This window comes from Streptomyces sp. 3211.6 (assembly GCF_003634815.1).
Classification (GTDB): Bacteria; Actinomycetota; Actinomycetes; order Streptomycetales; family Streptomycetaceae; genus Streptomyces; species Streptomyces katrae_A.
Genome location: NZ_RBXC01000001.1, coordinates 4,622,331 through 4,644,152, shown reverse-complemented (window position 1 = coordinate 4,644,152; position 21,822 = coordinate 4,622,331). Strand labels below are relative to the sequence as shown.

Annotated in this window: 20 protein-coding genes; 11 read left to right on the top strand and 9 right to left on the bottom strand. The window is 73.2% G+C overall.

The genetic code is table 11. The features are described from left to right. Positions 1-84 precede the first annotated feature (84 nt). The 3 genes from BX286_RS21520 to BX286_RS21510 all read left to right on the top strand — a co-directional run bounded on the left by BX286_RS21520 (position 85) and on the right by BX286_RS21510 (position 4,323). Positions 85-768 (top strand): hypothetical protein, encoded by a 684-nt coding sequence (locus BX286_RS21520; protein ID WP_199848400.1) that lies wholly within the window; start codon positions 85-87, stop codon positions 766-768. Between the two features lie 137 nt (positions 769-905). Further along, positions 906-1,691 (top strand): SDR family oxidoreductase, encoded by a 786-nt coding sequence (locus tag BX286_RS21515; protein WP_079429221.1) that lies wholly within the window; start codon positions 906-908, stop codon positions 1,689-1,691. A 40-nt stretch (positions 1,692-1,731) separates the two neighbouring features. After that, a complete protein-coding gene (locus tag BX286_RS21510; protein ID WP_121016048.1) occupies positions 1,732-4,323 on the top strand; it encodes a bifunctional FO biosynthesis protein CofGH in 2,592 nt (863 codons plus the stop codon). Between the two features lie 16 nt (positions 4,324-4,339). Here the strand turns inward: BX286_RS21510 and BX286_RS21505 are convergent, their stop codons facing one another. Next, complete coding sequence (locus BX286_RS21505) at positions 4,340-5,419, bottom strand: tyrosine-protein phosphatase (protein WP_121016046.1); 1,080 nt, start codon at positions 5,417-5,419, stop codon at positions 4,340-4,342. A 348-nt stretch (positions 5,420-5,767) separates the two neighbouring features. On the opposite strand from BX286_RS21505, the gene BX286_RS21500 reads away from it, so the two are divergent. The 3 genes from BX286_RS21500 to BX286_RS21490 all read left to right on the top strand — a co-directional run bounded on the left by BX286_RS21500 (position 5,768) and on the right by BX286_RS21490 (position 8,716). Next, on the top strand, positions 5,768-6,976 hold the full coding sequence (locus tag BX286_RS21500) for an ADP-ribosylglycohydrolase family protein (RefSeq protein ID WP_121016044.1): 1,209 nt from the start codon (positions 5,768-5,770) through the stop codon (positions 6,974-6,976). A gap of 207 nt (positions 6,977-7,183) precedes the next feature. Then, the gene (locus BX286_RS21495; RefSeq protein ID WP_121016042.1) at positions 7,184-8,044 is read left to right on the top strand and encodes a TIGR03619 family F420-dependent LLM class oxidoreductase; all 861 of its coding nucleotides are present in this window, start codon (positions 7,184-7,186) and stop codon (positions 8,042-8,044) included. Positions 8,045-8,218: 174 nt separating this feature from the next. Further along, complete coding sequence (locus BX286_RS21490; protein ID WP_237293028.1) at positions 8,219-8,716, top strand: hypothetical protein; 498 nt, start codon at positions 8,219-8,221, stop codon at positions 8,714-8,716. Between the two features lie 184 nt (positions 8,717-8,900). On the opposite strand, the gene BX286_RS37500 is transcribed toward BX286_RS21490, so the two are convergent. Beyond that, positions 8,901-10,598: a helix-turn-helix domain-containing protein gene (locus BX286_RS37500; RefSeq protein WP_148710288.1), complete on the bottom strand. Its 1,698-nt coding sequence runs from the start codon at positions 10,596-10,598 to the stop codon at positions 8,901-8,903. Between the two features lie 309 nt (positions 10,599-10,907). Here BX286_RS37500 and BX286_RS21475 point away from each other — a divergent pair, with 309 nt between their 5' ends. Further along, positions 10,908-11,117: a DUF397 domain-containing protein gene (locus BX286_RS21475; RefSeq protein WP_121016037.1), complete on the top strand. Its 210-nt coding sequence runs from the start codon at positions 10,908-10,910 to the stop codon at positions 11,115-11,117. On the opposite strand, the gene BX286_RS21470 is transcribed toward BX286_RS21475, so the two are convergent. Both BX286_RS21470 and BX286_RS21465 read right to left on the bottom strand, forming a co-directional pair. Beyond that, positions 11,114-11,452: a hypothetical protein gene (locus tag BX286_RS21470; RefSeq protein ID WP_079429214.1), complete on the bottom strand. Its 339-nt coding sequence runs from the start codon at positions 11,450-11,452 to the stop codon at positions 11,114-11,116. The two genes, BX286_RS21475 and BX286_RS21470, sit on opposite strands and share 4 nt — an antisense overlap. 634 nt (positions 11,453-12,086) lie before the next feature. Then, entirely contained in the window at positions 12,087-12,752 is a 666-nt protein-coding gene (locus BX286_RS21465) for a DUF4097 family beta strand repeat-containing protein (protein ID WP_100863117.1), read from the bottom strand. A gap of 243 nt (positions 12,753-12,995) precedes the next feature. Between BX286_RS21465 and BX286_RS21460 the strand changes: the two genes are divergently transcribed. Continuing rightward, positions 12,996-13,367, top strand: a complete 372-nt coding sequence (locus BX286_RS21460; protein ID WP_079429212.1) for a VOC family protein — start codon at positions 12,996-12,998, stop codon at positions 13,365-13,367. Positions 13,368-14,275: 908 nt separating this feature from the next. After that, positions 14,276-14,674: a VOC family protein gene (locus BX286_RS21450; protein WP_079429210.1), complete on the top strand. Its 399-nt coding sequence runs from the start codon at positions 14,276-14,278 to the stop codon at positions 14,672-14,674. On the opposite strand, the gene BX286_RS21445 is transcribed toward BX286_RS21450, so the two are convergent. Further along, positions 14,638-15,054 carry a helix-turn-helix domain-containing protein gene (locus tag BX286_RS21445; RefSeq protein ID WP_079431890.1) on the bottom strand — a complete coding sequence of 139 codons (417 nt, stop codon included), beginning with the start codon at positions 15,052-15,054 and terminating at the stop codon, positions 14,638-14,640. The genes BX286_RS21450 and BX286_RS21445 overlap by 37 nt on opposite strands. 58 nt (positions 15,055-15,112) lie before the next feature. Between BX286_RS21445 and BX286_RS21440 the strand changes: the two genes are divergently transcribed. Both BX286_RS21440 and BX286_RS21435 read left to right on the top strand, forming a co-directional pair. Next, complete coding sequence (locus BX286_RS21440) at positions 15,113-15,727, top strand: NAD(P)-dependent oxidoreductase (protein WP_121016036.1); 615 nt, start codon at positions 15,113-15,115, stop codon at positions 15,725-15,727. Next, positions 15,724-16,251 (top strand): nitroreductase/quinone reductase family protein, encoded by a 528-nt coding sequence (locus tag BX286_RS21435; RefSeq protein WP_121016034.1) that lies wholly within the window; start codon positions 15,724-15,726, stop codon positions 16,249-16,251. Before BX286_RS21440 ends, BX286_RS21435 begins: the two co-directional genes overlap by 4 nt. A 4-nt stretch (positions 16,252-16,255) precedes the next feature. Here the strand turns inward: BX286_RS21435 and BX286_RS21430 are convergent, their stop codons facing one another. The 4 genes from BX286_RS21430 to BX286_RS21415 form a co-directional block, all read right to left on the bottom strand. After that, positions 16,256-16,546: a hypothetical protein gene (locus BX286_RS21430; protein ID WP_237293026.1), complete on the bottom strand. Its 291-nt coding sequence runs from the start codon at positions 16,544-16,546 to the stop codon at positions 16,256-16,258. A 98-nt stretch (positions 16,547-16,644) separates the two neighbouring features. Continuing rightward, complete coding sequence (locus BX286_RS21425; protein WP_100863120.1) at positions 16,645-18,216, bottom strand: APC family permease; 1,572 nt, start codon at positions 18,214-18,216, stop codon at positions 16,645-16,647. A gap of 285 nt (positions 18,217-18,501) precedes the next feature. After that, positions 18,502-20,034, bottom strand: a complete 1,533-nt coding sequence (locus BX286_RS21420; RefSeq protein WP_100863121.1) for an aldehyde dehydrogenase family protein — start codon at positions 20,032-20,034, stop codon at positions 18,502-18,504. Further along, the gene (locus BX286_RS21415) at positions 20,031-21,773 is read right to left on the bottom strand and encodes an amidohydrolase family protein (protein ID WP_079429205.1); all 1,743 of its coding nucleotides are present in this window, start codon (positions 21,771-21,773) and stop codon (positions 20,031-20,033) included. The genes BX286_RS21420 and BX286_RS21415 overlap by 4 nt, the downstream gene beginning before the upstream one ends. Positions 21,774-21,822 lie beyond the last annotated feature (49 nt).

Here is a 21,822-nt window from a genome sequence, read left to right as displayed (position 1 = left end):
ACGGGCCGTGGCCAGGCCGTGCACCGCCCTGCCCGTCGGCCGCCGCCGCTCTCCTGCCCGCGCCGCCGACCCCGAAGGCCTGCCATGACCACCGAGCCGCACCAGCCCGCGCCGAACCCCTACTCCGGCGCCCCGGTCCCGCCGAACCCGTACGCGGGTGCCGCCGCCCAGCAGCCGAACCCGTACGCCCAACAGCCCGCCGGCCAGCCGCCCATGGGCCAGCCTGGCCAGCCGCCCGTGGGCCAGCCGCCGCACCCGGGCGCCGGCTACCCGCCGCCGCCCGGCCCCGGCCTCCCCGCCCAGCAGGGCGGCCCGGGCGCCATGCCGTACGACCCCGCGTACGCGCCCCCGTACGGCCACGCGCCCGCGCCCGGCTGCCGCAACTGCGGGGCCCCGCAGGCCGCGCTCTTCTCGGTCCGGGCCCATGTCGGCGTGCTGGTCCTGATGCGCTTCCACACCCTCAACGGCCCGTTCTGCCGCCCGTGCGGCCGGTCGCTGGTGCGCACCCTGACCACCAAGACCCTCTGCCAGGGCTGGTGGAGCCCCCTGTCCCTGGTGATCTTCACGCCGTTCACGCTGATCTGGAACCTGCTCGCCGCGATCAAGTTCGGCAAGCTCCCGGACCCCACCCCGGCGCCGGGCCGCCAGCCCTTGGAGGAAGGCCCGCCGGTGTACGCCCGGCCGCTCGCCTACGTGGCGATCGTCCCGCTGCTGTGGTTCACCTGGGTCATCGCCAACATCTACCTGGACGTCAGCGGGAGGCGCTGACCGGCTCGCACCCGCCCGCGCCCGCCCAGGCCCCCGCACCCCTTCCCACCGCAGCCCCGCACCCCTACCCTGACGCACCGTCAGAAACCTTGGGGATCGTCGTCCGCTCAACGGGCCGAGTCACACGGGAGCGCTTCATGCTGCTGCGAGGGAAGACCGTCGTCGTCTCCGGTGTGGGGGCCGGGCTCGGCCACCAGGTGGCCGCCGCCGTGGTCCGTGACGGCGGCAACGCCGTCCTCGGAGCGCGCACCGAGGCCAACCTGGCCAAGTCCGCCGCCGAGATCGACCCCGACGGCACCCACACCGCGTACCTGACCACCGACATCACCGACGAGCGGCAGTGCGCGGCCCTCGCCTCCCTCGCCGCCGAACGCTTCGGCCGGATCGACGCCGTCGTGCACGTCGCCGCCTGGGACTCCTACTTCGGCGGCCTGGAGGACGCCGACTTCGGGACCTGGCAGCAGATCCTCGACGTCAACCTCCTCGGCACGCTGCGCATGACCCGGGCCTGCCTGCCCGCCCTCAAGGCCGGGGGCGGCGGCTCCGTCGTCCTCATCGGCACCCAGTCCGCCGTCGCGGCCCCCAGCGAGGTCCGCCAGGCCGCCTACGCCGCCTCCAAGGGCGCGCTGACCTCCGCCATGTACTCCCTGGCCCGCGAGCTCGGCCCGCACCGCATCCGCGTCAACACCGTGCTGCCCGGCTGGATGTGGGGGCCGCCCGTCCAGGCCTTCGTGACCTTCACCGCCCACACCGAGAACGTCCCCGAGGCCGAGGTGCACGCCCGCCTCACCAGCCGGATGGCGCTGCCCGACCTCGCCACCGACGGGGACGTCGCGGACGCCGCCGTGTTCCTCGCCTCCGACCGGGCAAGGGCGATAACCGGCCAGTCCCTGCTGGTCAACGCCGGTGAGCTGATGCGATGACCCCCTCCGGCCCCCGAACCGCTGATCGTATGCTCGCCGTATGACCACTCCGAGTGACGCCCCGACCGACAACGCGATGCGCCGCGCGCTCCGGCGGGCCCGTGACGGCGTCGCGCTCGACGCGACCGAGGCGGCCGTCCTGCTCCAGGCCCGGGGCGAGGCCCTGGACGACCTCGCCGCCTCGGCCGCCCGGGTCCGCGACGCGGGCCTGGCGGCCGCCGGCCGCGCGGGCGTGATCACGTACTCGAAGAGCGTGTTCATCCCCCTCACCCGCCTGTGCCGCGACAAGTGCCACTACTGCACCTTCGCCACCGTCCCCGGCAAGCTGCGCCGCGCGGGACACGGGATGTTCATGTCCCCGGACGAGGTCCTCGACATCGCACGCCGGGGCGCCGCCCTCGGCTGCAAGGAAGCCCTCATCACCCTCGGCGACAAGCCCGAGGACCGCTGGCCCGAGGCCCGCGAGTGGCTGGAGGCGGAGGGCTACGACGACACGATCTCCTACGTCCGCGCCATCTCCGTACGCATCCTGGAGGAGACGGGGCTGCTGCCCCACCTCAACCCCGGGGTCATGTCCTGGGCGGACTTCCAGCGCCTCAAGCCCGTCGCCCCGTCCATGGGGATGATGCTGGAGACCACCGCCACCCGGCTGTGGTCCGAGCCCGGCGGCCCCCACCACGGCTCCCCCGACAAGGAGCCGGCCGTCCGCCTGCGCGTCCTGGAGGACGCCGGCCGCTCCTCCGTACCCTTCACCTCCGGGCTGCTCATCGGCATCGGGGAGACGTACCAGGAGCGGGCGGAGTCCCTGTTCGCGCTGCGCCGGATCTCCCGCGCCTACCACGGCATCCAGGAGCTGATCATCCAGAACTTCCGCGCCAAGCCGGACACGGCGATGCGCGGGATGCCGGACGCCGAACTGGACGACCTGGTCGCCACGATCGCCGTGGCCCGGCACATCATGGGCCCCTCCGCCTGCCTCCAGGCCCCGCCCAACCTGGTCGACGGCGAGTACGCCCGCCTGATCGGCGCGGGCATCGACGACTGGGGCGGGGTCTCCCCGCTCACCCCGGACCACGTCAACCCCGAGCGGCCCTGGCCCCAGATCGACCTGCTGGCCGAGCGGTCGGCGGCGGCCGGGTTCGAGCTGCGCGAACGGCTCTGCGTGTACCCGGAGTTCGTCCGCCGGGGCGAGCCCTGGCTGGACCCCCGGCTGCTGCCCCACGTGCGGGCGCTGGCCGACCCGCAGACCGGCCTGGCCCGCCCGGACGCCGTCGTGGAGGGGCACCCCTGGCAGGAGCCCGAGGAGGCCTTCACCGCCAGCGGGCGCACCGACCTGCACACCGCCGTCGACACCGAGGGCCGCACCGGCGACCGCCGCGAGGACTTCGACGAGGTATACGGCGACTGGGAGGCCCTGCGCGAGGCGGCCGCGCCCGGCATGGTCCCCGAGCGGATCGACACCGACGTGCGGGCCGCCCTCGCGCAGGCCGCCGACGATCCGGAGCGGCTCACCGACGACCAGGCCCTGGCCCTGCTGCACGCGGACGGCCCCGCGCTGGACGCGCTGTGCCGGATCGCGGACGACCTGCGCCGGTCGGTGGTGGGCGAGGACGTCACCTACATCGTCACGCGGAACATCAACTTCACCAACGTCTGCTACACCGGCTGCCGGTTCTGCGCCTTCGCGCAGCGCCGCACCGACGCCGACGCCTACACCCTCTCCCTGGAGCAGGTCGCCGACCGGGCCGCGCAGGCCTGGGAGGTGGGCGCCGTCGAGGTGTGCATGCAGGGCGGCATCCACCCGGACCTGCCGGGGACGGCGTACTTCGACATCGCGCGGGCGGTGAAGCAGCGGGTGCCGGGCATGCACGTGCACGCCTTCTCCCCGATGGAGGTCGTCAACGGCGCCACCCGCACCGGGATGTCCCTACGGGACTGGCTGACGGCCGCCAAGGAGGCGGGGCTGGACTCGATCCCGGGCACGGCGGCGGAGATCCTGGACGACGAGGTCCGCTGGGTGCTCACCAAGGGCAAGCTGCCGACGGCGGACTGGACCGAGGTCATCACCACGGCGCACGCGCTGGGCATCCGCTCCTCGTCCACGATGATGTACGGGCACGTGGACCAGCCCCGGCACTGGCTCGGCCACTTCCGCACCCTGGCCCGCATCCAGGAGACGGCGCTGGCCAACGGCGCGGAGGGCTTCACGGAGTTCGTGACCCTCCCCTTCATCCACACCAACGCGCCCGTCTACCTGGCGGGCATCGCCCGGCCCGGCCCGACGGTCCGCGACAACCGGGCGGTGACGGCCATGGCCCGGCTGCTGCTGCACCCGCACATCCCGAACATCCAGACGAGCTGGGTGAAGCTGGGCACGGAGGGCGCGGCGGAAATGCTCCGCTCGGGGGCGAACGACCTGGGCGGGACGCTGATGGAGGAGACCATCTCCCGGATGGCGGGCTCCTCGTACGGCTCGTACAAGTCGGTCCGGGACCTGGTCGCGGTCGCGGAGGCGGCGGGTCGGCCCGCACGGCCCCGGACGACCCTGTACGGGGAGGTGCCGCAGGAGCGCCAGGACGCGGCCCGGGCCTCGGACGGGCACCTGCCGGAGCTGCTGCCGGTCCTGGACTGAGCGCCGTTGGCGGGGGTCAGCCGACGAGGAGGTCCCGCTTCAGCTCGCGCAGCTCGCGGGAGTCGATGCCGAGGCCGTCCTTGAGGTACCGGTCGAAGCTGCCGTAGGTGGCCTTGACCTCGTCGAAGCCCGCGTTCAGGTACTCGGGGCGGACGTCGAGCAGCGGCTTGTAGACGGCGGCCTGCGCGGCCGGCAGGTGGGAGAGGAGCGCGTCGTTGGCGGCCTTGCGGTAGTCGTTGCTGGCCAGGTAGTCGGCCAGCACCGTCTCCCGCGGGACGCCGAGGGCGGTCAGCAGCGTGGCGTCGGCCCAGCCGGTGCGGTCCTTGCCGGCGGTGCAGTGGAAGAGGACGGCGTGGGCGCGGTCGTCACGGACCCCGTCGAGCACCTGCGTGTAGGCCTTCTTGCCGCCCGCGCCGCTGACCATGCTCCGCTCGGCGCCGATCATGGCCTGGACGGCCTCGTCGGGGGACTTGGGCAGGGTCTGGAACGAGCCGGAGCCCGCGAAGACGTCGGCGACCACGTAGCGGGCGCCGGCCGGGACCTGGTCGGCGTCCTTGGTGCGCTCGTCCTGGGTGCGCAGGTCGAAGACCGTCTTCACGCGCAGCCGCTGGAGCTTGGCCTTGTCGTTCCCGGTGAGCTTGTTCAGGGCGTCGGAGCGGTAGACCTCGCCCATCTTGACCCACTGGCCGGTGGTGGTGCGGTAGCCGCCCACGTCACGGAAGTTGACCGCGCCCTCCAGCTTGATCTGGCGGTCGGCGAGGTGCAGGCCCTGGCCGTGGTCGGCCTTGAAGTCGAACCACTGGCGGTCGGCGGCGGGCAGCCCCTTGACCGTGGCCCGGCCCTGGGCGGCGCCCTTGGCCACGACCTTGCCGTTCGCCTCGATCTCGACGTGCCGGGTGCCCTTGGCGTTCCACTTCAGCTCGTACGAGCCGTCCGCGGCGGCGGTGACGGTGGCCTCGGTGAAGGGGACGGAGGTGCGGTCGTGGTGGCGGCCGGGCCATTCCCAGCCGGAGGCGGAGGCGGCGGGGGCCACGACCAGGGAGGTGGTGAGCGCGGCGGCGACGGTGACGGTCGCGGCGAGGAGAGCCTTCTTCATGGCGTCGAGGCTCCGGGCCCCCGGCGAACCTCGTGTGAACGGCGCATGGCTGGAAACAGCCACCGCGAAGGCGAGTGGCAAAACGTGCCACCTGATCGTCTCGCGGGCTGGGACCGCTCGCATTCCGGCCGTTCTCCGGTCACTTACGGGCCGACCTGACGGACTCCATCCGAATCCGCCCGAACCTGTCCACTACAGTGCGCGCCAGACTCTGGGGGGAACGGCATGGACACGACGACGAGCACGACCGCAAGCACGGCGACGGGCACGGGAGCGGCCGAACCGCCGACAGGGGCGGCGGGGGCGGGGACGGCGGGGACGGCGGCGGCGAACCTATCGCCGGCGGGGATGCCAGGAACGGCAGGGGCGCCAGGGACGGCAGGGACGGCAGGAGCGCCAAGGGCGCACGTCCCGGCGGCACCCGCCCCGGCCGTACCTCCCGGGGCGGGCGTCGTCCTGGCCACCGCCCTGTGGGGCCGTACCGAACAGCAGGACTTCCGCAGCCGGGTGCGCGGCACCCTCCTCGGCTCCGCCATCGGCGACGCCCTCGGCGCCCCCGTGGCCGGCCTCTCCCTGGACGGCATCCGCGAGGCCCACGGCCCGGCCGGCCTCACCGAACCCGCCCCCGCCTACGGCCGCCGCGGCACCGTCACCGCGTCCACCCAGCTCACCCTCTTCACCGTGGACGGCCTGATACGGGCCCACGTGCGCCGCGACACCGGCGCCTGGCACCCCCCGACCGACGTCCACCGCGCCTACCTCCGCTGGGCCGCCACCCAGCACGACTGGGGACCCGACGAGCGCCGCAAGGACAACGGCTGGCTCGCCCACGAGGAATGGCTCTACGCCCGCCGCGGCCCCGACCGGGCCTGCATGACCGGCTTCGCCGACGACTCCCTCGCCACCCTGGACCAGCTCAAGAACCCCACCGCCCGCGACGCCGCCGCCACCGTGCGCTCGGCGCCCTTCGGGCTCCTCGTCGGCTGGGAGCCCTCCCTCGTCCTCCAGCTCGCCGTCGAGTGCGCCGTCCAGAGCCACGGCCACCCCACCGCCTACCTGTCCGCCGGGGCCCTCGCCGTCATCGTCCACGGCCTGACGCGCGGCGAGACCCTCGACGCCGCCCTCCGGCGCGCCCTCGCCCTCCTCGCCACCCGCCCCGGCCACCAGCCCGTCACCGACGCCCTGCGCCGGGCCGTCGCCGCCGTCACCGACGGCACACCCGGCCCCCGCACCGTCGGCTCCCTCTCCCCCGGCGACGGCCGCGACGCCGAGGACACCCTCGCCATCGCCGTCTACTGCGCCCTCGTCGCCGAGGACGTCCCGCACGGGCTGCGCCTGGCCGTCAACCACGGCGGCGACTCCACCGCCACCGGCGCCCTGTGCGGGGCCCTGCTCGGCGCCCTCCACGGTGAGACGGCCCTCCCGGCGGCCTGGCTCGCCGAACTGGAGGGCCGCGCCACGATCCTGGAACTCGCCGACGACTTCGCCCTGGAAATGACCCAGGGCCCCACCCTCCACACCACCCCGGCCTGGCTCGCCCGCTACCCGCAGGGCTGACGCTCCCCCGGCCCGGGCAGTCGTTCCGCACGGGGCCGGGCCGGCCCCCCGGCCCGAACGGAGCGCAAAGCCCGGGGGGAGAGCGGGCGCACCGGAACACACCGCCGCACAGGGCGGCCCCGCCCGACCGTTCAGGCCCCGCATGCCCCTCACAACCGCACCCGGAACCCCGTACCTTGGCCCTCCCGACGACACGGAGGTGCCCACATGCGGATCGCCACCACCATCTTCCTCACCGACCTCACCGTCTCCCCCACCCGCCTCGCCACCACCCTCGAAGAGCGCGGCTTCGCCGGCCTCTACCTCCCCGAACACACCCACATCCCGGTCAGCCGCACCACCTCCGCCCCCATGGGCGGCGAACTCCCCGACCAGTACGGCCGCACCCTCGACCCCTTCGTCGCCCTCGCCCAGGCCGCCGCCGTCACCCGCCGCCTGCACCTCGGCACCGGCATCACCCTCGTCGCCCAGCACGACCCCATCGGCCTCGCCAAGCAGGCCGCCACCCTCGACCACCTCAGCGGCGGCCGCCTCACCCTCGGCATCGGCTACGGCTGGAACGTCGAGGAGGCCGCCGACCACGGCGTCGACTGGCCCACCCGGCGCGAACGCGTCCGCTCGCACATGGCCCTCATGCGCGCCCTGTGGTCCCCGGAGCCGACCGCCTACGAGGGCCCGTTCGGCTCCGTCCAGGCCAGCCTCGCCCACCCCAAGCCCGCCACGCCCCCGCGCGAACTCCCCGGCGGACAGCGGCTGCACGGCCCGCGCACCCTCATCGGCGGGGCGGCCGGCCCCAGGCTGTTCGCCGCCGTCGCCGACAACGCAGACGGCTGGCTCCCCATCGGAGGCGGCGGCCTGACCGAGAACCTGCCGGTGCTGCGCCGGGTCTGGGAGGACGCCGGACGCGACCCCAAGACCCTCCAGGTGGTCCCGTACGCCGTCCAGCCCAACCCGGGCAAGCTCGCCCACTACGCCGAGCTGGGCATCGAGGAGGTCGTACTCCAACTCCCCTCCGCCCGGGAGGACGAGGTCCTGCGCACCCTGGACGATTTCGCCCAGTACCTCTGACGCCCCGCCTCCGGGCCACCGGCCCGGCCCGGACCCCTTCTTGACCCGGGGCACGGCGGCCGGAACCGACCGGACCCGGCCGGGCGTGTCCGCAGGTGCCTCGGACCGCCGGAACGGCTGGTACTTTGGCGCGTTCCGTCGATCGATCAACTCGCTTTCCTGGGGGACCTTCCCGTGCACAGCAGCCCGCACCGCACCCTGCGCACCGCCGCCTTCGCCGCCGCCGGCCTGGCCGCCGCCCTGACCCTGACCGCCTGCGGCAGCGACGGCTCCTCGAAGCCGGACGCCAAGCCCTCCGCCCCGGCCGCCTCCACCCCCACCGCCGCCCCGACGGCCGGCGCGGGCACGGCCACGGGCGCGGCGGGGGGTGCGGGCACCCTGGACGGCGGCTGGATCTCGATGCAGAACCCGGGCAAGAGCGTGGTGCTCACGGTCAAGGGCCAGAAGGCGCTCGTGGTCGAGGCCGCCACCGGCCTGACCTGCGAGGGCAGCTCCAACGGCACCACCCTCGACCTGAAGTGCCCGCCCGGCGCGACCCGTTCCAAGGGCAAGGTCGACTCGGTCGACGCCACGACCCTGAAGGTCACCTGGGAGGGCGCGGGCCAGGACACCTTCCAGAAGAGCGACCCGGGCAAGCTCCCGTCGCTCCCGCCGCTGCCGACGAAGAAGTAGCCGTCACGTCACGGCCGCCGGCATGACGAACCGGGCCCGGAGCGCAGCAGCGGCTCCGGGCCCGGTTCGGCGTCACGCTCCCGCGTGATAGATCGGAACCTGCAGTTCCGATCCCCCCGTTGGCGGCACCGACCTCGGGTGCCGCTGAAGGAGAAACTAGGGCCCCGGTGGACCGGCCGCCATCTCACGGATGCACGGTCGCGGGGCACGAAGGTGTCACGAGTGCACGGTCCCCCGGCGCTGACCGGCCCGAAGATCCCCGGGACGGGGCCTCGTCCAGCTCTCCCGTCACGGTGAGCGCGAGGACCACCTCGTAGAGCCCGCTGCCGCCCGCGACGAGCTGCCGCCGCAGCAGCCCCTCCGCCCCGCGCAGGTGCTCGCGCACGGTCTGCGGGTGCACGCCCCGGCGCCGGGCGGCGGGCTCGACCGCGCAGTTCTCCCCCACCCAGTCGCGCAGGGTCCGCCGCAGGTCCCGCTCGTCGCCGCGGAGCGGCGCGAGCAGGTCCCGCGCCCAGACCAGGACGGGCGGAGCCGCGAGCATCCGGCCCAGCTCCCCGCCGCCCGGCCCCGGCCCCGGTCCCGGTCCGGGCCGGGTGGCGGCGGGGCGGGCGTGGCCGGTACCGCTGCCGTGAGCGGCTTGGGCGGCTTGGGCGGCGTGGCCGCCGTCGCTGCCCTTGCGGGCCTGGCCGGTACCGCCGGCCCGGCCGCTCCGAGCCGTACCGGGATCGCCGTCATCGAGCCTCAGGGCGAGGTCCAGCGCCGCCCGGGCCCGTACGTCGCCCAGGTCGAGGCCGAGAAGCCCGGCCACCCGGTCCATGCGCGCCCGCACGGTGTTGCGGCTGATCCCGAGCAGCCTGGCCGCGTTCACGGCGGTGAACTCCAGCCCGAGCCGGACGGTCGCCGTCAGCTGCCCCCGGTCCTGCGCCGGCACGGCCGCCAGCGGCCGCAGGAACCCGGCCGCCCAGCCGGCCGCCGCCCCCGCGTCCAGTACCTCCGGCAGCCGCGCCCCGGGCTGGTGCCCCGCCACCCGCCCCGGCATCAGCCGGGCGGCGGCCAGGCTCCGGATGGCGTCGTCGTAGCCCGCGGCGACCCGGGAGATCGGGTGGCGGTCACCGACCCCCAGGAAAACCCCGTCCCGCCCGGTGACGAACTCCCGCAGGGCGTCCTGCGCCCCGGTCCCGGCGGCGCCCCCCGGGCTGACGGGCGCGACGACGATGACGTGCCCGTCGTCCGCGGGGCACCGCACGACCAGCGCCCGCCCGGCGAGCAGCCCCTCACAGGCCCGCGCCACCTCCCCCCGCTCGCCCTCCGAGGCCTCCAGTACGCACACCACCACGCGTTCCGCGTCCAGCAGCCCGGGCCGCAGCCCGGCCATCGTCCGCTGGGCGAGGACCACTTCCCCGCCCATGAGCAGCTGGAGCACTGACAGCCGCACCCCCGCCCCCGCCTCGGCCAGCCGACGCCGCCGCTCGTCCGCCTCACCGGCCGACAGCAGCAGCTCCAGGACGGTGGCGGCGTGGGCGACGAGGGCCGCGGCGGCCTCGTCGTAAGGGGACGGCCGGGTGACGACGAGCACCGGATGCGGCCGCTCGACCCCGAGGGCCAGCACCCGCAGGTGCCGCCCGGGCTCGGCGACCACGGCGGACCGGGGGCTCCCGGCGGCGACGTCCCGCAGAAGCGCACCGTCCCCGCCCCCGGCCCGCGCGGAGCCCTCGATCCGTGCGGGGACCTCGATCCGCGCGGAGCCCCCGACGGCACGGCCCAGCCAGGCGGCCACCCTGTGCGCCGCCGCCCGGTGCCCTCCGGGCCCGACACGGGCGGCCTTGAGCAGCCCGGCAAGCACCTCGGGCCGCCGCTGCCCCTCAACTCCACTGCCGGACAAGCCAGCCACCACCGCTCCGCCTTCCCGTCCACCCGGCCCCGGCGCGCATGCTAATCCCCTGGACTGGGGCGGTCGTGGAGGCGGCAGTGGCCGCCACCGACAGCGGCCGACGGGGAGAGAAGAGCGGATGCCGGGTCAGCGCAAGCGCAGGGAGCGGGAGCGCCGGGAGGCCAACGCCCGGCGCGAGCGGCAGGCGCCGGGCCGGTGGGAGCCACGCTTCTCGACGCTGGACCGCGACGAGCTGCGCGCCTACCTGGAGGACCTGACGCGGTCCGGGGTGCGCGCCGAGGACATCCGGATCGACATGCCGTGCGGCCGCCTGGAGCACCCGACGGGGTACACCGTCAGCGTCCCTCCTGGCACAAGTCCACCTACAGCAGCGGGGACGGCGACGACTGCGTCGAGTTCGCCACCTGCACCGACACCGTGCACATCCGGGACTCGAAGCTCGCGGCCAGTCCTGAGCTGAAGGTCGCCCCCTCCACCTGGACCGCGTTCCTGGGCGGGGTGACCGCCTAGAACGGCGGGATCGGCCCCGGCGCCGCCACGCCCGGGGCCGGACGCCAGAAGCGCCCGTCAGGCAGGGCCTGACGGGCGCCGAGGAAGTATTCGGCATCGCGCTGGAACCGGACACCCGGCACAACGCGGCGGACGTGCGCCCAGATGCTCGGCGCCACACGGTACTCACCCGCCACCATCCAGGGATCGTCACCCAGCACGAACAGGTGTCTGATCTTCAGGAACTGGTCCCGGGACAGCGAAACGGACTCGACTATCTCCTCGTCCGCGTCACCGAAGCCGGTCAGGTCCCAGACGAGGTTGTAGCCGTCGGCGAATGGATAGTCGCTGCTCACCGCCTCAAGCTAGGCCGGGGCCGCGTACACCCGCACCTTCTTTTACGGGGGGACCGGGACTTCGGGTGGGCGGTGCCCCCTCGGGCGGGACCGGTGGAGTGTCGGGGGCTTCCCGCCAGTCCACTGTCCTTTCGTGCCGGTCCGGCCTGTCAAGGGCGCTCCTTCGTCGCGTCGCTCCGCGATCGCCTGCGGCGACCCTTGACAGACCGGCCCGTCCCGAAATGCCAAAGACTGTTCGGAAAGCCCCCGAAGGAACGGCATGGTCCAACCTCAAGATCTGCGACACGGTCCGGCAATGCGACGACCCGTTCCGCCCGGCAGACCGGCCATCCGGCCCCGCTGCGAAGCCATCCCCCCGGCCGGGCAGACGGCCGCCCCAGATCGCTACGCGCTCCTCCCGTTTCAGCGTCCGACCGCCGTCCAGGGCTGATCCCCACACCTCATGCCAATGAGGACGTCATCGGGACCGGTGGGCGCCCCAGATCGCTACGCGCTCCTCGAATCCCGGCGGCTGGCCGTCTTGTTGGGCTGATACCTGCACCCGATGCCCATCAGGACGTCATCGGGGCCGCCAGGCGCCGCAGATCGCTACGCGCTCCTCGGATTTCGGCGGCTGGCGGCCGTCTGGGGCTGGTCAGATGGTGCGGGCGGTGATGTCACCGAAGGCGGTGGTGGCGTGGATGGCCAGGGGGGTGCCTCCGGCGTTCTGGAGGGCGTTGTCGATGCGGCCGAAGGCGGTGCCGGCGTCCAGGGTGGCGGCGGCGTCACGGGCGGCGCCCACGGTGATGTTGCCGTGCTGGGTGGTCAGGGTGACCACGCCGGACGTGGCTTCGGTGATGGTGATCTCGCCCTTCTGGGTGTTGATCTCCGCCGGGCCGCCCAGGCGGCCGAGGGAGACGTCGCCCGCCTGGACGGTGACGCGGGCGGAGGCGGTCTCGTCCAGCTCGACCTGCGCCTGCGCGGCCTCGAGGACGACATCACCCAGGCGGCCCTTGCCCTCCACCTCGGCGGAGGCGAGCTTGGCCTCGACGTGCGAGCCGGCAGGCAGCTGCACGGTCACGTCCACGAAGCCGGAGTTGCCCGTGATCCGGTTCTTGGCCGGAGCGGCGACGACCCGGAGGACGCCGTCGGCGTATGCGACCTCGATCAGCTCGGCCGCCTTCACGTCGCGGCTCTTCGAGGGGTCTGCGGGCAGGACCTCGACCGTGGCGTCGGCCCGGTCGGCGGCGATGAGCCGCACCCGGCCGGCGGGGATGTCCAGGACGGCGGAAACCGGGGTGGCGGTGGCGAACGTCTGCATCGTGCTCTCCTTCATCGGTATCGCGCGCCCCGTTCGGCCCGCTGCTTTCTGACATGAGAAACGCTACGTTGCATTCGAAGACCTGACAACACATTCGTTGCGCACGATCTACATCTATGGAGGTCAGACCCATGAAATCGTTGCAACGGTCCAGATTTCAACGCAACGAGCTAACCAAGGGCATTGCAATGGACTGTAGATAAACGCTATGACGTCGGACACGAGGGCGGCTAGTGTGCGTACATGACTTCTCTCATCCGGCACATCACCATCGACTGCCACGACGCCTACGCCCTGGGCCAGTTCTGGGCGCAGGTCCTCAACGGCACCCTGCACGAGGATGATTCCCCGGGCGACCCGGAGGCATTGCTCTCGACGGAAGGCGGGTCGCTCCTGTTCATCCAGGTACCCGACACCAAGTCCGTGAAGAACCGGGTGCACTTGGACGTCCAGCCGCAGGACCGCACGCGGGACGAGGAAGTGGAACGGCTCGTCGCCCTCGGCGCCAAGCTCGTCGGTGACCACCGCAACCCCGACGGAACCGGCTGGGCGACCCTTGCCGACCCTGAAGGCAACGAGTTCTGCGTGGAACGCAGCGCGGCCGAACGGAAGTAGCCAACGCAAAGGCCCCGACCTCCCTGAGGAGGCCGGGGCCTTGATCGAGCGCTGGGCAGGCCTTGCACCTGCATCCCCCCACAGGAAGTGGGGTGCCTTTCCTTGGACCACCAACGCCAGTCCCACCACCGGTTTCCCGGCCGCGAGCTCGAGATCAACTTTACACGAGATCCAGCCCCGAAACCATCTCCCCGACCAAGAACCGGAATCCAACCACCCCTTGCCCCCTCCTGCTCCTTTTATGCAGATATCAGCCCAACAAGAGGGCCAGCCGCCGAGCTTCGAGGAGCGCGTAGCGATCTGTGGCGTCCCGCGGCCCCCGGATGCCCGTCCCGTCGTCATTGAGTGCGGGTATCAGCCCTGGACGGCCGCCGGACGCAGAGATTCGAGGAGCGCGTAGCGATCTGGGGCGCCCACCGGTCCCGATGACGTCCTCATTGGCATGAGGTGCGGGGATCAGCCCTGGACGGCGGGCGGACGCTGGAACCGGAGGAGCGCGTAGCGATCTGGGGCGGCCGTCTGCCCGGCCGGGGGGATGGCTTCGCAGCTGGGCCGGATAGCCGGTCTGCCGGGCGGAACGAGTCGTCGCATTGCCGGACCGTGTCGCAGATCCTGAGGTTGGACCATGCCGTTCCTTCGGGGGCTTTCCGACAGTCTTTGGCATTTCGGGACGGGCCGGTCTGTCAAGGGTCGCCGCAGGCGATCGCGGAGCGACGCGACGAAGGAGCGCCCTTGACAGGCCGGACCGGCACGAAAGGACAGTGGACTGGCGGGAAGCCCCCCCCGACACTCCACCGACCCCGCCCGAGGGGGCACCGCCCACCCCCAGCCGCAGCCGCCCCGCCACCTGACAGACCGTCGCCCCGCCCCCGCCCCTCCCCCGGTCCCTCCCCCTAAGCTCCGGGGGCATGATCGATGCACACACCCACGTCCGCGTCGCCCGACCCTCCCGCGATCTCGCGGCCGCCGAGCGGTTCTACGTCGACGGGCTCGGGCTCGACGTCCTGTGGCGGACCTCCGGGCACGTTCCCGGGGAGCACGACCTCGTCATGGTCGGACCGGCCGGCGGCGGGTGGCATTTCGAGCTGACCCGGGACCCCGAGAACCCCGTCGAGCCGTCCCCCACCGTGGACGACCTGTTCGTGGTCTACCTCGGGCAGGATCCCGACGCCGCGCTCGTGCGCCGTCTGATCGAGTGCGGCGGCGAGCAGGTCCCGTCCAACAACCCGTACTGGGACGAGTACGGCGTCACCATCGCCGACCCCGACGGCTACCGCCTGGTGCTCTGCTCCCGCACCTGGGGCTGAGCGGCCGCGGCCGCGAGCCCCTCCTCGCGGGCGTCGATCAGCTCGTCCCAGTGCTCCCGCGTCCACGCACAGGCGGCGTCCAGCGGGCCCAGCAGGCCCCGGCCGAGCAGCGTGAGGGCGTACTCCACACGCCGCTCGGGGCCGCCGTCCCCGCTCTCCTCCCGCGTCACGAACCCGTCCCGCTCCAGTCCCCGCAGCGACTGCGTCAGGGACTTCGAGGTGATCCCGCGCAGCGGCACCTTCAGCTCCGAGAAGCGGCGCGGACCGCCCTCCAGGCAGCGCAGGATCAGCGGGGCCCACTTGTCGCCGACCCGGAACGGCACGAGCGTCGAGGGGCAGACGGGGTCGAACATCTCGGGGTCCAGGGGCGGCAGCGTCATGATCGCCACCGTAGGCCGGTATCCGATCGGTAACCACCCCCTTTCCTACGCTCGCCGCATGCCAACCGAGAACAGCAGCGCACCCACCCTCATCGTCTTCGGCGCCACCGGCCGCGTCGGCCGGGCCGTCGTGGCCGAAGCCCGGTCGCGGGGACTGGAGGTCACACCCGTCGGCCGGAGCGCCGGAGACCTCGCCTCCCCCGACGACGTCGCCCGCCTGGCGGCGGGTCACGACGCGGCGGTGGCGGCGGTGTACGACCCTCAGGCCGTGCCGGGGGACTTCTTCCCGGCCGCCGCCCGAGCCCTGGCCACGAGCCTGCCCCGCGCAGGCGTGCGCCGCCTGGTCGGCGTCGGCCTGGCCTCCGTACTGCCCACCGCCGCAGGCCCGCTGCTGATGGACACACCGGGGTACCCGCAGGAATGGCGGGCGTTCTACGAGGGCCACGCGGCCGGCACCAAGGCCCTGCGCGCGGCCGCGCCGGAAGCGCTGGACTGGGCGGTCCTCTCCCCGGCCGGGGACTTCGACCACACCGGCGCCCCCACCGGCGGCTACACCCTCGCCGACGCGGACGCCGACAGCCGCGTCACCCCGGCCGACTTCGCCGCCGCCGTACTGGACGAACTGACCGCTCCCACCCTCCACGGGGTGCACGCCGGGGTGGCCGGGGCATGAGCGCGACCACGGCCACGGACGCGGTGACGGACACAGCGACGGACACGACCACGACCACCACCACGACCACCACCACGGCCACCACCACCACGACCGCAGCGACCGACAGCCCCAACCCCTGGGTGGCCGACCACATCCGCCGCTTCGAGGAGACCGGCGGCCATCCCCGCCCCGGCATCCGGGACCTGCTCCTGACGACCCGCGGCCGCCGATCGGGCGTCCTGCGCCGCACGGCGCTGGCCTACGTCCCGGACGACACCGCAGCCGCCGCCCCCACGTACGTCCTCACGGCCTCCAATGCGGGCTCCGACCGCCACCCGGCCTGGTACCTGAACCTGGCCGCCGACCCGGACGTCACCGTCCAGGTCGGCGCCGAGACCTTTCCCGCGCGGGCCCGCCGTGCGAGTCCGGCGGAGGCGGAGCGGCTGTGGCCGGTGGTGGTGGCCGCGATGCCGTCGTACGGGGCCTACCGCGCGGCCACGGCCCGCGAGATCCCGTTGGTCCTGGTCACCCGCGCGAAGTAGGGCCTCAGCGCACCGACGGAGCCTGCGGCAGGCCGCCGGCCAGGCCGGTGTCGGCGCCGGCGAGGGAGCCCTGGGTGGACTTGGTGGCGCTGCCGGCGACGGCGGTGGTGACGTCGAGGGCGGTCTTGGTGTCCTTCATCGCCTGGCCCGGGTGGCCGGCGATGTCGACCACCCGCTCGACTACGGGCTGGTTCCCGAGGGTGGGCCCGTCGGCGGCGTGGGCGGAGGGGGTGAGGGCGAGGGCGGCGCCGCCGGTGAGGGCCAGGGCGGACAGGGTGCGCTTGATGGCAGTCATGCCCGGCCCAACGACCCCGCCGCACCCGGGGTCACCGCCCACCCCCTCGTTCGCGTGAAGCTCCGCCGCACACCGCAGCCCGCGGCACGGCCGCCCCGTCAGTCCTCGACCACCAGGGACGGGGTCGACTTCGTCAGGACCTCGCCGCGGAAGAAGGCCGGGCTGCGGCGCTGCGTGATCAGCATGATGACCACGCCCAGGGCCAGCAGCCCGACGCCGATGACGAAGACGCTGCCGACGCCCAGGCCGGGGATGCTGGAGCCGGAGCCGTACGAGGGGTCCCAGGCGTCGGTGAGGGTCTTGACGAAGACCGCCGCCAGGAGGAGGCCGCCCAGGACCGGGAAGACGCCCTTGAAGAACAGGTCGCGGGCGGAGCGGCGCAGGTCGCCGCGGAAGTACCAGGCGCAGGCGAAGGCCGTCAGGGAGTAGTAGAAGCAGATCATCAGGCCGAGCGCGAAGATCGTGTCGGTGAGGACGTTCTCGCTGACCAGGGTCATGACCGTGTAGAACGCGCCGGTCGCGACGCCCGCCGTGACGGTGGCGCGGCCCGGGGTCTTGAAGCGGGGGTGGACCTTGGCGTACGAGGCGGGCAGGGCCTCGTACGTGGACATGGCCAGGACGGTGCGGGCGACCGGGATGAAGGTGGTCTGGAGCGAGGCGGCCGCGGAGGCGAGGACCGCCACGAAGAGCAGGATGCCGAGGAGCGGGCCCATGACCGGGCCGGCCAGCGCGGCGAAGACGTTGCCGGAGGTCTCGGGGTTGCCCAGGCCCAGGCCCTTGTCGCCGGAGCCGACGGCCATCTGGGCGGCGACTCCGGTGGCCAGGTAGGAGCCGACGAGGACGACCATCGCGATGAGCGAGGCGCGGCCCGGCGTCTTGGCGGAGCCGATGGTCTCCTCGTTCGCGGTGAGGCAGGTGTCCCAGCCCCAGTACATGAAGATCGAGAGCGAGAGTCCGGCGGTGAAGGCGCCCATGGACTCGACCGCGAAGGGGTTCATCCACTGCCAGGAGAAGTGGACGCCGGTGTCGAAGGTTCCGGCGGAGGCCTTCTGGAAGGCCATGGCCACGAAGACGGCCAGGACCAGCAGCTGGAGGCCGACGAGGGTGTACTGGACGCCCTTGGTGGCGGTCATGCCGCGGTAGCTGATGGCGGTGGCGGTGGCGATCAGCGTCAGGCAGGTGGCGATGTGGACGAACTTGTTGTGGTCCAGCGCCGCGATCGACGGATCGGACGTGATCTCGCCGGCCAGCAGCCAGAAGTAGGACGTGGCGACGCCCGCCAGGTTGGACAGGACGATGATCGTGGCGATCACCAGTCCCCAGCCGCACATCCAGCCGATCCGCGGGCCGAAGGCCTTGACGGTCCAGGTGAACGAGGTGCCGCAGTCCGGCATGTCCTTGTTGAGTTCGCGGTAGGCGAAGGCGACGAGCAGCATCGGCAGGAAGCCGGCCAGGAAGACGGCGGGCATCTGGAGGCCGACCTGCCCGGCGGTGGAGCCGAGGGTGGAGGTCAGGCAGTAGACGGGGGCGACGGTGGAGATGCCGATGACGGCGCTGCCCACCAGGCCGACGGAGCCTTTGCCGAGGCCCTTGCCGCGCACCTCGCCGTCGCCCGCGGCGACGCCGCTTACCGTGTCTCCGACCCGAGGCCGCTCGTCCAGCTGTGTCATGTGAAAGGACGGTAGAGGGTGCGATTTCCACATCTGGACTGGTTAAGTCCGTATGTCGGCGCAATGAATCGCCTTGGAATTTCAACCTTGGAGTAGTTTACGACGCGGGATTGCAAGATCCATTCACGCCCCGGCGTCCGATTCGCAGGCGCCGGACGCGGGGTTCCGGAATGCGGAAACCGCAGGAGCGCCTGGAATGTCCGTTTCGAAAATTTCCCGAGGCAATTTTCCGACCGCTCCGGCTCCCCCTCACAGCTCCCCGCCCCGGCTCCCCGCCTCGGCCCCCTACCCCGCCCAGACGATCGACTGGACCTCGCTGTAGGCGTGCAGGGCGTACGAGCCCACGTCCCGGCCCACGCCCGACCGCTTGAACCCGCCGAACGGCGCCTCCATGTTCCGCCCGATCGTGTTCACCCCGACCCCGCCCGCCCGCAGCCGCCGCGCCACCCGGAAGGCCCGCGCCGAGTCCGCCGACCACACGTAGCTGATCAGCCCGTAGTCGCTGTCGTTGGCCAGGGCCACCGCCTCGTCCTCGCCCCCGTCGAAGGGGACGAACACGACCACCGGTCCGAAGATCTCCTCCCGCACCACCCGCATGTCGTTGGTGCAGTCGACCAGCAGGGTCGGCGCCACGTAAAAGCCCCTGCCCCGGCCCCTGCCCCTGCCCGTGCCGTTGCCCCCGCCCTCCCCCACCACCGGACGGTCCCCGCCGAACGCGATCCGCGCGCCCTCCTTGCGGCCCAGCTCCACGTACGACTCCACCCGGTCCCGGTGCGCCGCCGAGATCACCGGCCCGACCACCGTCCCCTTCACCGCCGGATCCCCGACCTTCATGAACGCCAGGTACCCCGTCAGCTTCTCCACCAGCTCCGCGTACACCGACCGGTGCACGATCACCCGGGTCGGAGCCGTGCAGATCTGCCCGCTGTAGAAGGAGAAGGTGGTGCCGATGCCCATGACCGCCGCGTCCAGGTCGGCGTCCTCGAAGACCACCGCCGCGCCCTTGCCGCCCAGCTCCATCAGCTGCCGCTTCATGGACCGCCCGCAGACCTCCGCGATGCGCTGCCCCACCCCCGTCGAACCGGTGAAGGACACCATGTCCACGTAGGGGGAGTCCACCGCCGCCTCGCCGACCTCCACCGCCTGCCCCGAGACCACGTTCACCACCCCCGGCGGAAGCCCTGCCTCCGCCAGCGCCTCGGCCATCCGGAACACCGACAGCGGGTCCTGCGGGGCCGGCTTGACCACCACTGTGTTGCCCATGGCCAGCGCCGGGGCCACCTTGCCGGCCGGGTTCGCCCACGGGTTGTTGTACGAGGTGATGCAGGTGACCACCCCGACCGGCTGGCGTACCTCCAGCGCGCCCAGCACGCTCGCCGCGCCCATCGGCCCCGCCTCGGTCACCTGCGGCGGGAGCCCGCGCTCCACCGGCTCCAGCGCCCCCCTGGCGTACCGCCGGAACCGCGACACCCCCACCCCGACCTGCATCCCGCGCGCGATCCCGGTCGGGGCGCCCGTCTCCGCCCGGGCCAGCTCCGCCAGCGGTTCGAACTCCCGCTGGATGACGTCCGCGGCCCGGTCCAGGATCGCCGCCCGCTCCTCGGGCCGCGTACGGGACCACGTACCGAAGGCCTCGGCGGCGGCCCGGGCGGCGGCCTCCACCTGCGCCCGCGAGGCCTCGGGGGCCAGGCCCACCACGGACTCGTCCGCCGGGTTGACCACCTCGTAGTACCCGCCCTCGGGCTCGACCCACTCCCCGCCGAGGTACAGCCGCTGCTCCCGGGCCCGCCCCTGCCGACCCCTCGTCCCACCGCTCATCGGGTGCTCACCGTCCTCGTGTCCCGGCCCGACCGGAGCACGATCCCCGGGATCGCGCCGGTCACCTCGTCGTCGCGGATGGTCTCCACCCCGTTGACCCGCACCGACACGATCCCGATCGCCCGGGAGTCCAGCCGCGGGCTGTCGCCGGGCAGGTCGTGGACCAAGGTGGCCGGGCCGGCCTCGATGCGCTCCGGGTCGAAGAGGACCAGGTCCGCGTGCCAGCCCTCGGCGATCCGGCCGCGCTCGCGCAGCCCGAACAGCTGCGCCGGGTCGTCCGTCAGCATCTTCACCGCCTGCTCCAGCGGGACGAGCCTGCGGCCGCGCAGGCAGTCGCCGAGGAACCGGGTCGTGTACGGGGCCCCGCACATCCGGTCCAGGTGCGCGCCCGCGTCGGAGCCGCCGAGCATGACGTCCTCGTGCTGCCAGGTCTCGGCGCGCAGGGCCCAGGTCGCCGGGTCGTTGTCGGTGGGCATCGGCCACAGGACCGTGCGCAGGTCGTCGTTGGCGCAGATCTCGACCAGGCACTGGAAGGCGTCCTGCCCGCGTTCGGCGGCGATGTCCCCGACGACGCGCCCGCTCAGCCCCTCGTTCACCTCGCTGTACGTGTCACCGATGACGTAGCGCCCGAAGTCGGCCAGGCGCCGGAAGACCCCGGCCTCCTTGCTGTCGGCGCGGCGCAGCATCTCGGCCCGTACGCCGGGGTCGCGGAGCTTCGCGATCCGCTCGGGCACGGGCAGCCCGAGGACCTCGCCCCAGCCGGGGATGAGGTTGAGGGCGCAGAAGGTGCCGAGGGACATGTTCATGGGGGTGAGGATCGGCATCGTCAGCGCCACGATCCGGCCGCCGGCCTTGCGGGCGCGCTCGCTGGGGACCAGCTGGCGCGGGACCCGTTCGGGGACGGCGGCGTCGATGGTGAGCACGTTCCAGTTGAGGGGGCGGCCGGCGGCGGCGCTCATCTCGACGAAGAGGTCGATCTCCTCGTCGGAGAACTGGTCCAGGCAGCCGGCGACGATGGCCTCGAGCTGGGTGCCCTCGTGGTCGCCGACGGCCCGGGAGAGCGCGAGCAGTTCGGCGGGCCCGGCGTGCCGGGAGGCGACGGGGGCGCCGTCGCCGTCGGAGTGGGTGGAGGACTGGGTGGTGGACAGGCCCCAGGCGCCGGCGTCCATGGCCTGGTGGAGGAGGGCGAGCATCTCGTCCAGCTGGGCGGAGGTGGGGGCGGCGCCGCCGGTGGCGGCCTCCCCCATCACGTGGCGGCGCAGGGCGCAGTGTCCGACCATGAACCCGGCGTTGACGGCGATCCGCCCTTCGAGGGCGTCGAGGTATTCCCCGAAGGTGGACCAGGACCAGTCGACCCCTTCTTCGAGGGCGGCGAGCGCCATGCCCTCGACCTTGCTCATCATGCGGCGGGTGTAGTCGGCGTCCTCGGGGCGGGCGGGGTTGAGGGGGGCCAGGGTGAACCCGCAGTTGCCGCCGGCGACGGTGGTGACGCCGTGGTTCATGGAGGGGGTGGCGTAGGGGTCCCAGAAGAGCTGGGCGTCGTAGTGGGTGTGGGGGTCGATGAACCCCGGGGTGAGGACCAGCCCGGTGGCGTCCTCACTGGTACGGGCCTCCTCCTCGACGGTGCCGGGCGCGGCGATGACGGCGATGCGGCCGTCGCGTATGCCGACGTCTGCGACCCGGGCGGGGGCGCCGGTGCCGTCGACGACGGTCGCTCCGCGGATGAGGTGGTCGAGCATGGGGTTCCCTTCCCGTCCTGGTGTCCCTGATCCCTGATCCCTGATCCCT